This is a genomic window from Streptomyces sporangiiformans, assembly GCF_005768555.2.
In the GTDB taxonomy this organism is placed as follows: domain Bacteria; phylum Actinomycetota; class Actinomycetes; order Streptomycetales; family Streptomycetaceae; genus Streptomyces; species Streptomyces sporangiiformans.
On record NZ_VCHX02000175.1, the window covers coordinates 70,820 to 78,059 of the forward strand.

A 7,240-nucleotide genomic window follows, 5' to 3' on the forward strand; every position below is an offset into this window, starting at 1 on the left:
GCGACCGCTTAGTATGCGCTGGAGCACGACCAGCCGACCAGACGAAGCAGTCCCGTGGAGGCCCCGCATGCAGGCATGGCAAGTGCACCAGAACGGCGAGCCGAGCGAGGTGATGCGGCTCGAGGACGTGCCGCGGCCGGTGCCCGGCGACGGCCAGGTCCTGCTGAAGGTGCGCGCCTCGAACATCAACTTCCCGGACGCGCTGCTGTGCCGCGGGCAGTACCAGGTCAGGCCACCACTGCCGTTCACGCCGGGCGTGGAGATCTGCGGCGAGACCGAGGACGGCCGGCGGGTCATCGCCAACCCCGCGCTGCCGTACGGCGGCTTCGCCGAGTACACGATCGCGGACGCCGCGGCCGTACTGCCCGCGCCCGAGGCGCTCGACGACGCCGAGGCCGCGGCCCTGCACATCGGCTACCAGACCGGCTGGTTCGGTCTGCACCGCCGCGCCGGCCTCGAAGCCGGCGAGACGCTGCTCGTCCACGCTGCCGCAGGAGGGGTCGGCAGCGCGGCCGTGCAGCTCGGCAAGGCCGCGGGCGCCACGGTCATCGGTGTCGTGGGCGGAGCCGAAAAGGCGGACGTGGCCCGGGAGCTGGGCTGCGACGTCGTCATCGACCGGCGGGCCGAGGACGTCATCGGCGCCGTGAAGGAGGCCACCGGCGGCCGGGGCGCGGACGTGATCTACGACCCCGTCGGCGGCGAGGCGTACGCCCAGTCCGCCAAGGTCGTCGCCTTCGAAGGGCGGATCGTGATCGTGGGCTTCGCGAGCGGAGCCATTCCCAGTCCGGCGCTGAACCACGCCCTGGTGAAGAACTACTCGATCATGGGCCTGCACTGGGGCCTCTACAACACCAAGAACCCGAAGCTGATCCTGCACTGCCACGAGCGGCTCACCGAGCTGGCCGCACGTGGCGCGATCAAGCCGCTGGTCAGCGAGCACGTACCGTTCGGCGGCGCGGCCGCCGCCGTACAGCGCGTCGCCGACGGCGTCACCACCGGCCGCGTGGCCGTGATCCCCGGTCTCACCGAAGGAGGAGCGGCATGACCGACGCCGCAACCAAGGCCGGCGCGCCCAAGGCTGGCGCGCCCGACGCCGCCGAACTGCGCCGTCGCACCCAGGAGTTGCTGGCCGCGCAGCCCCCCGCCACCACCGACCGCCTCGACTTCCTGAAGGCTCGCTTCGACGCCGGACTCGCCTGGGTGCACTACCCGGAGGGCCTCGGCGGACTCGGCGCGCCGCGCTCCCTGCAGGCCGTCGTGGACGCCGAGTTGGAGGCCGCGGGCGCCCCTGACAACGACCCGCGGCGCATCGGCATCGGCCTCGGCATGGCCGCGCCGACCATCCTCGGCTTCGGTACGGAGGAACAGAAGAGCCGCTTCCTCAGGCCCCTTTGGGTGGGCGAGGAGGTCTGGTGCCAGCTGTTCAGCGAGCCGGGCGCCGGCTCGGACCTGGCCGCGCTCGGCACGCGGGCCGTCCGCGACGGCGACGACTGGGTGGTCAACGGACAGAAGGTGTGGACGTCCAGCGCGCACCTCGCGCGCTGGGCCATCCTCATCGCCCGTACCGACCCGGACGTGCCCAAGCACCGCGGCATCACGTACTTCATCTGCGACATGACCGACCCCGGTGTCGAGGTGCGGCCGCTGCGCCAGGTCACCGGCGAGGCCGAGTTCAACGAGGTGTTCCTCACCGACGTCCGCATTCCCGACGCCCACCGCCTCGGGGAGATCGGCGACGGCTGGCGGGTCGCGCAGACCACGCTGATGAACGAGCGCGTGTCCATCGGCGGCATGCGCATCCCGCGCGAGGGTGGCATGATCGGCCCGGTCTCGAAGACCTGGCGCGAGCGCCCCGAACTGCGCACCAACGACCTCCACCAGCGGCTGCTCAAGCTCTGGGTGGAGGCCGAGGTCGCCCGCCTCACGGGTGAACGGCTGCGCCAGCAGCTCGTCGCGGGCCAGCCCGGCCCCGAGGGCTCCGGCATGAAGCTCGCGTTCGCCCGCCTCAACCAGGAGATCAGCGGTCTGGAGGTGGAACTCCTCGGCGAGGAAGGCCTGTTGTACGAGGACTGGACGATGCGCCGACCGGAGTTGGTGGACTTCGTCGGGCGCGACGCCGGCTATCGCTATCTCCGCTCCAAGGGCAACAGCATCGAGGGCGGGACCACCGAGGTCCTGCTGAACATCGTCGCCGAGCGCGTCCTGGGCCTGCCGTCCGAGCCGCGCACCGACAAGGACGTCGCCTGGAAGGACCTCGCCCGATGACCGCGCAGCCGACGCAGAGCACCCAGCCCGACCTGCTCTACTCGGAGGAGGAAGACGCGCTGCGCGCCGCCGTACGCGACCTCCTCACCGACCACTGCGACGCGGCGGGCGTGATCGCCCGTGCGGAGTCCGACGCGCCGCACGACCGCGAGCTGTGGAAGGCCCTCGGCGAGAGCATGGGCCTCGCGGGTCTCCTCGTCCCCGAGTCGTCCGGCGGTCAGGGCGCCACGCATCGCGAAGCCGCCGTGGTTCTCGAGGAGTTGGGCCGTGCCGTCGCCCCCGTGCCGTATCTGACGAGTGCCGTCGTCGCCACGGAAGCGCTGCTGGCCTGCGAAGGGGACGAGGCCGCCAAGCTGCTGTCCGCGCTGGCGTCCGGCCGTACGATCGGCGCGCTGGCGGTGGCGCTGTCCACCGCGCCCGGGGCGCCCGTCAAGTCCGTACGGCACGAAGAGGGCGCCCTGCACGGGGAGCTGACGGGCATCGCGGACGCGAGCGCCGCCGATGTCCTGCTGGTGCCCGCTCAGGACGGCGGCCTGTACGCAGTGGACGCGGCCGCCGTCACGATCACCCCGCAGGTCTCCCTCGACCTCACCCGCCCGCTCGCCACGGTCGCCTTCGACGGTGCACCCGCGCGCCGTCTCACCTCCGACGCCGCGCAGGCCGTACGACGTGCGCTGCGCGCCGGAGCCGGACTGCTCGCTTCCGAGCAACTCGGCCTCGCCGACTGGTGCCTGGCCGAAACAGTCCGCCATCTGAAGGACCGCAAGCAGTTCAACCGGCCCGTCGGCGGCTTCCAGGCGCTCAAGCACCGGCTCGCCCACCTGTGGCTGGAAGTGGTCAACGCGCGTGCCGCTGCCCGCAACGCCGCCGACGCGCTGTCCACCGCGAGCCCCGACACCGACGTGGCGGTCGCCGTCGCCCAGGCGTACGCCGCGCCCGTCGCGGTCCACGCCGCCGAGGAGGCCCTCCAACTGCACGGCGGCATCGGCATGACCTGGGAGCACCCCGTGCACCTCTACCTCAAGCGCGCCAAGGCCGACTCGCTCGTGTACGGCTCGGCGGGCGCGCACCGCGAGGCGCTGGCCGAACTGGTCGACCTTCCAGCGCCCTTGTAGCGGCCGCTTCGAGCAAGGCCCGTCCTGCATCGGGCGGGCCTTTTCGATGTCCTGTTTCGACGCTCCGCGGAAGTGAACGCACAGCGGCAGTCCGGCCAACTCCCCGCACAGCACTGCTCCATGGCCCCTGAGGGACCGCATACTCGCTGAGGTCCCATACGGCATCCCAGGGAGGCAGAGCATGGCCCTCACCACCCGCCGCAGAGCCCTCACCACCCTCGCCGCCGCCCTCGCGGGCAGCGTCGCCGTGCCCGCGTACGCACAGGCGAGCGAGCAGAGGCACCGCCCGCGCCCGCTGTGGCGCGCCCACGCGCACAACGACTACCTGCACCCCAGGCCCCTCCTCGACGCCCTGGACCACCGATTCGGCAGCGTCGAGGCCGACATCTTCCTCGTCGGTGACCAGCTCCTCGTGGCCCACGACCCGATCGACCTCGACCCGGCCCGCACCCTGGAATCCCTCTACCTCGACCCGCTAGCCGCCCGTGTGAAGGCCAACCACGGCTCGGTCTACCGGGGCCACCGCAGGCCGATCCAGCTCCTCATAGACATCAAGACCGAGGGCGCGTCGACGTACCTCGAACTCGACCGTCATCTGCGCCGCTACCGGCACCTGTTCACGACGTACGCACACGGCAGGGTCTTCCCCGGCCCGGTCACCGCCGTGATCTCCGGCGACCGCGCGGCTCGTACGCCGATGGAGGCCCAGACCGTGCGGCGCGCCTTCTACGACGGTCGTCTCGCCGACCTCGGCAGCACGGCACCCTCCTCGTTCATCCCGCTGATCAGCGACAACTGGACGCTCAACTTCACCTGGCAGGGCGTCGGCACGTTCCCCGCCGCCGAGCGCCAGAAGCTGCGCGGCATCCTCGCGGCGGCGCACGCGCGCGGACAGAAGGTCCGCTTCTGGGCCACACCCGACCTGGCGGGACCGGGCCGTGACGCGCTCTGGGGCGAACTGGTGGCCGCCGGCGTCGATTACCTCAACACCGACGATCTCGCCGGGCTGGAGCAGTTCCTGGACACCCACGACCGGGCGTAGCCCAGCGCTTTCACAGCCAGTCAACACTCGTTCGGCGGACACGTCAGCCGCCCGGACCAACCCTCCGCTACGCCACACTTGCGGCCGAAAGCCGCGGTGTGGGCGTGGCGGAGGAGGTTGAACGGTGGCCATTTCCATCTCTGTGATCGTGCTGCTGCTGATCCTTGCGGTGGTCTTCATGCGTACCGGTGCACTGAAGATCCCCCACGCCCTGGTCTGCGTCATGCTCGGTTTCTGTCTCGCGAGCTCGAGCATGGCGCCGACCATCCAGAACGGCCTCACGGCGACCGCGGATATCGTCGGCAGCCTGAGACCGTGACCCGTGCGCTGCCGCACGGCGGGAGCGAGCCGGTCACGGCCGGGAGAAAACACCGATCCCATTGGGCACGGGGCGCTCGGCGCCGCCGCTGGGATGGTTGCGTACGCTCACGGCGGCCGCGCCCGGCTCCCGGGCGACCAGTGTGGTGGAGCCGCCGCCGTCGAGGCTGAAGGCGTCGACGGATCCCAGCTGTCGCATGGTGGCGGCGACTTCGGCGATGGTGAGACCGGTGCGGAACTCGGGTGCCCCGTCGAGCGCGAGGAGCAGCAGCCGCCTGCCTCCGTCCGCGATGCCCGCCGCGGTCCGCACCGCCGAGGTCGCGTCGTCGAGCCCGGCGAGTGGCTCACCGCCCCTCAGGACCGGGTAGCCGCCGACCACGAACCGGTACGGGACCCAGGAGGCGGCCGCCACCAGCCGGTGCCGGATCCGCACATGGTCGCCCTGGGACAGCTTCCGCAACTGCTGGGCGCCTGCCTCCCGGCCGACCAGGACCGTCGTACCGGACGCGATGGGCCCGCTCCCGGGTGTGCCGGCCGATGCCACGACCCGGCCGTTTTGGACTGTCACCTCATGGGTGTCGGCACTGCAGGGCGCGGCCCGGTCGGTGTCCGTGCCGCATGTGGCCCGCACCCGCGAGACGCTGCCCCAGAGCGAGGTGAACGCGCCGACGGAACCGACCGGCAGCGCGTACTGGTTGAGCCCGCCGAGCGGAAGCCGTGCCGCGGCGGTGCGGACCGAACCGTCGAGGGCCAGGCTGTCGATGCGGGCCCGGCGGTCGACGCCCACGCCGAGCACGTCCTTGGTGCTCGTCCCGGGCGGCAGGGCGGGACCGAAGCGCTGACCGTCCGGCACGCCCGACTTGAGCGGGTGTCCGCTCGCGATCGCCGGGCCGACGGAGGCGCCGGTCGCCTCGACCCCCGGATGCTGGGTCTCGGTTATGTTGAAGAAGTCGCCGTTGACGCCGGCGACCGCACCCCGGGAGTCGGCCAGCCGTGAGACGGCGGCGCGGGCCGCCACCGCGCCGGGATGGAGGAGGTCGACGCGCACCCGGGGATCGCGGAGATCGACACTGAGCACATGGGCGTGGGCCACCCCCTTGGCAGCCGGGATATCCAACTCCGTGTACTCCACGCCCGGTGCGATCCGGCTGGTGTCCTGCGCGGCGCCTGCCGGTGGAGCCCCCACCAGGGCCGCACCGGCCAGCGCACTCCACGCCGCGAAAACCGTCAGCGCGGTTCTGAGCCGTCCGCGTGTCACGTCGCCCCCCTGCTGTGTCCGCTGCCTTTGCCGCCTTCTCAAGTAGCCAGGAACACGGGGGAGTTCACCACAAGGAGGTTGCCGTGACGAGGTCTATGTCCCGACAAGACGCGAACGGGTCAGGAAACGCACTCCTTCGGGTGCTTCCAAGGAGAAGCCGCTGCCCCGCCCCTCCACCACGTCGACGATCAGCCGGGTGTGACTCCACACCTCGTACTGGCTCCTCGACATCCAGAACGTCACCGGCTCGTCGATGCCCTCGACGGCCAGCGAGGCCAGCAGCACATCGGAGTCGCCTGTCCGGAACTCGCCCTCCGGATAGCACATGGGCGCGCTGCCGTCGCAGCAGCCGCCGGACTGATGGAACATCAGCGGACCGTGGACCGCGCGGAGCCGGCGCAGTAGTTCGGCGGCGGCGGGCGTCAGCTCGACGCGCGGGGCGGGTGGGGTCACCGTGCATCACTCCTCAGGGCATGCGGTCGCGCGACCGTGACGCAGTCAACCCCCTGCCACGTTGCAAGTAGGTTGCACCGCCGTAGGCGGCAGGGGAACCGCCTCGTCGCGGACGAGGCCGGCGACGTGGTCGGTGATCGTGTCCAGGATGCCCGCCGCGGTGGTGTCGTCGCCGAGAACGAGGAAGTGCAGCGTCAGCCCGTCGGTCATGGCGGCCAGATAGCGGGCCAGCACGGGGACGGGGACACGGAGTTCGAACTTCATGGTGTGGCGGAGCTGTTCGACGAGGTCGGCGTAGGTGTCGGAGTACAGCTCGTACTGGCGTCGTGCCAGGTGCTCGAACCCCGGTTGGCGCAGTGCGTACTGCGTCAGTTCATACGTCAGCATGTGCTCGCCGGGGTTGTCGGTCACATGGTCCCAGTAGGCCTGGAACCCGGCCCGGACGGTCTCGCGCAGGGTGGCCTTCGGCTGGATCGCCTCCTTCACCACGGTGACGTAGTGATCGGTGATCGTCGTGATGACGGACTCGATCAGGGCCTGCTTGGAGTCGAAGCAGTAGTGGAAGACGCTCAGCGACACGCCCGCCTCGGCGGCGATGGACCGGGTCGTCGTCCTGGAGACACCGTCTCGGGTCATCGCGCGGATCGCTGCTTCGGTCAACTGCCGGCGCCGCTCGGCCGACGGCATGCGTGCCATGTGGATGTCCTTCGCTCTCGTGTCCCGCCCGCACTCGTGCCCCGCCGGGGGAAGGCGGCCGGGGCCGGCCGGATCAGAAGAACTGAACCGGCC

General features: G+C 71.3%; 8 protein-coding genes. 5 read left to right on the forward strand and 3 right to left on the reverse strand.

The features are described from left to right. The first annotated feature begins 67 nt into the window (after nucleotides 1-67). From FGD71_RS30975 to FGD71_RS30995, 5 genes are all read left to right on the forward strand, one after another. Complete coding sequence (locus FGD71_RS30975; RefSeq protein WP_119103854.1) at nucleotides 68-1,045, forward strand: NADPH:quinone oxidoreductase family protein; 978 nt, start codon at nucleotides 68-70, stop codon at nucleotides 1,043-1,045. Beyond that, complete coding sequence (locus FGD71_RS30980; RefSeq protein ID WP_119103855.1) at nucleotides 1,042-2,265, forward strand: acyl-CoA dehydrogenase family protein; 1,224 nt, start codon at nucleotides 1,042-1,044, stop codon at nucleotides 2,263-2,265. Before FGD71_RS30975 ends, FGD71_RS30980 begins: the two co-directional genes overlap by 4 nt. After that, nucleotides 2,262-3,380 carry an acyl-CoA dehydrogenase family protein gene (locus tag FGD71_RS30985; protein ID WP_119103856.1) on the forward strand — a complete coding sequence of 373 codons (1,119 nt, stop codon included), beginning with the start codon at nucleotides 2,262-2,264 and terminating at the stop codon, nucleotides 3,378-3,380. The genes FGD71_RS30980 and FGD71_RS30985 overlap by 4 nt, the downstream gene beginning before the upstream one ends. A 181-nt stretch (nucleotides 3,381-3,561) precedes the next feature. Then, nucleotides 3,562-4,422 (forward strand): phosphatidylinositol-specific phospholipase C/glycerophosphodiester phosphodiesterase family protein, encoded by an 861-nt coding sequence (locus FGD71_RS30990; protein WP_119103857.1) that lies wholly within the window; start codon nucleotides 3,562-3,564, stop codon nucleotides 4,420-4,422. Nucleotides 4,423-4,546: 124 nt separating this feature from the next. Beyond that, entirely contained in the window at nucleotides 4,547-4,741 is a 195-nt protein-coding gene (locus FGD71_RS30995) for a hypothetical protein (RefSeq protein WP_119103858.1), read from the forward strand. 33 nt (nucleotides 4,742-4,774) lie between these two features. Here the strand turns inward: FGD71_RS30995 and FGD71_RS31000 are convergent, their stop codons facing one another. The 3 genes from FGD71_RS31000 to FGD71_RS31010 form a co-directional block, all read right to left on the reverse strand. Further along, a complete protein-coding gene (locus FGD71_RS31000) occupies nucleotides 4,775-5,998 on the reverse strand; it encodes a phosphodiester glycosidase family protein (RefSeq protein WP_240436852.1) in 1,224 nt (407 codons plus the stop codon). 93 nt (nucleotides 5,999-6,091) lie between these two features. Beyond that, nucleotides 6,092-6,451, reverse strand: a complete 360-nt coding sequence (locus FGD71_RS31005) for a DUF779 domain-containing protein (protein ID WP_119103859.1) — start codon at nucleotides 6,449-6,451, stop codon at nucleotides 6,092-6,094. Nucleotides 6,452-6,496: 45 nt separating this feature from the next. Further along, nucleotides 6,497-7,147: a TetR/AcrR family transcriptional regulator gene (locus FGD71_RS31010; RefSeq protein WP_119103860.1), complete on the reverse strand. Its 651-nt coding sequence runs from the start codon at nucleotides 7,145-7,147 to the stop codon at nucleotides 6,497-6,499. Nucleotides 7,148-7,240 lie beyond the last annotated feature (93 nt).

Excerpts from the sequence above, each read along its gene's own strand:
- FGD71_RS30985 (WP_119103856.1), top strand. The coding sequence starts at position 2,262 with ATGACCGCGCAGCCGACGCAGAGCACCCAGCCCGACCTGCTCTACTCG.
- FGD71_RS31010 (WP_119103860.1), bottom strand. The coding sequence starts at position 7,147 with ATGGCACGCATGCCGTCGGCCGAGCGGCGCCGGCAGTTGACCGAAGCA.
- FGD71_RS30975 (WP_119103854.1), top strand. The coding sequence starts at position 68 with ATGCAGGCATGGCAAGTGCACCAGAACGGCGAGCCGAGCGAGGTGATG.
- FGD71_RS30980 (WP_119103855.1), top strand. The coding sequence starts at position 1,042 with ATGACCGACGCCGCAACCAAGGCCGGCGCGCCCAAGGCTGGCGCGCCC.
- FGD71_RS30990 (WP_119103857.1), top strand. The coding sequence starts at position 3,562 with ATGGCCCTCACCACCCGCCGCAGAGCCCTCACCACCCTCGCCGCCGCC.